Genomic DNA, 2111 nt, shown 5'->3' with positions numbered 1-2111 from the left:
GTCTAGATTTACTATTCTTTCATTTTCTCACACCTCATTCCTGATTGCTATATCTGAGTCTGATAAAAACTATCTTTATCAGCAAATTGAGATCCTAGAAAATAAGTCTCAAATTTCTCTAGTCAAAGATTGCTTGTGGCGAATTGCTACAAATGCAGAGCTTTTTCCCGATTTACAGTGTACGGGACAGTTAAGCCCTAAACAGATACGAACGACTTGGGGTTTTATCTATTATTTTATGGAAGCCATTGAAACTAATAATGAAGAACAAAAGGTTCAGAAAAATCCCATTCAGATATTGAGAGATTTACAAGTAGAATATAACAACGCTAGAGAACTATTAGAAGCAAAACATAATGCTATTTTAAAATCGAAAGAAGAAGAAATAAAAGCACAACAAACTGAGATTGAATATCTCAGAGAAAAGTTGCAGAATTAACTTTTATTACAGCCAATAATTGTTGAGTAAGTTCTACTATTATGGAGTAAATCAAGTTTTTAATTCTTCGTGAAAACACCGTTTATTAACAGTATTTTTTTATTAAAATTAGTTAAATCTTAGTAATTTGACTTGAATATCTATCTATCTGTTGACAATTTTTAATCGTCGATTAGTATGGGAATAAGCTAAAATTCGCTTCTTTTTACCGAGGATTTCATGAAACTTTTAGATAAATTTTACCCCATACTTTTTGTAGTTGTAGTCTTACTTTGTTTCTTTTTTGGTTATCCACAATCTATTAATTCTGCTACTTCGGTGACACCTACTCGTATCGATTTGTTAGCACAAACTTCTTCCGGTGAGTTCGTACAATCTCCCTTATCTTATGGATTTAATGGTTTGCAACCATCTATTGATGAAAAAACCATGAAGATCCATTATTCGGGTCATCACGCAGGGTATTTGAGCAATTTAAAAGAAGCGATCTCACAATACCCTCAACTCAAAGGTGAAACCCTATCGCAACTACTAGAAAACCTCGACAGAGTACCAAAGGATATTCGTAATAGTGTTCGTAACAACGGTGGTGGACACTACAATCACACCTTGTTTTGGTCGATTATGTCCCCTGATGGTGGAGGCCAACCCAATGGTGAATTAGCCTCGGCTATTAATCAAACTTTCGGTAGTTTTGACCAATTTCGCCAACAATTCAACGCCGAAGGTAAAAAAGTCTTTGGTAGCGGCTGGATTTGGTTAACTAGCAACAGCAAGGGCCAACTAGAAATCTCCAGTCAATCTGGTCAAGACAATCCAATTTTGGAAGGTAAATATCCAATTTTGGGTGTTGATGTTTGGGAACACGCTTATTATCTTAACTATAAAAATGCTCGGTTAAACTATCTTGAGGAATGGTGGAATCTTGTTGATTGGAACGAGGTTAGTGCGCGCTACCAAGAATCACAAAGTTTAGAAAGCTAATCATTTTTTTAAGGGTCAATTTTCAACGTGCAACAGACTCTCATTATTTTACACCGTTTATTAACGGTGTTTTTTAGTGAGTACGTAATCTACTTGTGGTCGATGAATGGAAGAAAGTTCCCCCTCGAATAAAGCTGAATTTTAAGTAATCATTTTTTCCCTAATGGCTTTAATGTCACTATTACTGGCTTCTAATGTAGAATTAATTTCTTTAAGACAAAAAATTAATTTGCTTAACTCAAACATAAATAAAGAAAAATAAATTAGTTATTTTACCCCTACCTATTTATTCTTACTTTTATATCGTTAATCAACGGTGTTTTTTGTAACCTTAGATTAGCTTAAGTATATAAATACTAATTAGTTTACATTGACTTTTTTATCCTATATAAGATAGGATGAATTAGATCAGAAATAAAGCTAAAATTTTCTGATTAAATTGCTGTTAATTGTCCAAATTATCTGCTCCACTCATCACTGATAGTGGTTTCCTAATCGACATTCAGTTCAATTGTCCAATTTCCCAACAGAAAAGAAGTTAACCAGGGCTTCGCCCTTGATGGCAGGAAGATTGTCCTTCAACCTTATCCCTGCGGTTACAGGTTCCCCGTGAATCTTACAAGCGCACCTCTGCCTTCTGCCCTTGTAGCACAGCGTCTTCTGCCTTCGGTTAACCATTCTCTTCTCT

At 34.8% G+C, this 2111-nt stretch carries 2 protein-coding genes; both read left to right on the top strand.

Going from position 1 to position 2111, the window contains the following annotated elements; all coding sequences use genetic code 11:
• On the top strand, positions 1 to 439 hold a 439-nt coding region (locus P9B04_RS23075), incomplete at its 5' end, for a hypothetical protein (protein ID WP_342057305.1).
• Positions 440 to 658: 219 nt separating this feature from the next.
• Complete coding sequence (locus P9B04_RS23070) at positions 659 to 1423, top strand: superoxide dismutase (RefSeq protein WP_342057304.1); 765 nt, start codon at positions 659 to 661, stop codon at positions 1421 to 1423.
• The last annotated feature ends 688 nt before the right edge of the window (positions 1424 to 2111 follow it).

The organism is Crocosphaera sp. Alani8 (assembly GCF_038442745.1).
Classification (GTDB): Bacteria; Cyanobacteriota; Cyanobacteriia; order Cyanobacteriales; family Microcystaceae; genus Crocosphaera.
This window is presented reverse-complemented; position numbering and strand designations above follow the sequence as displayed.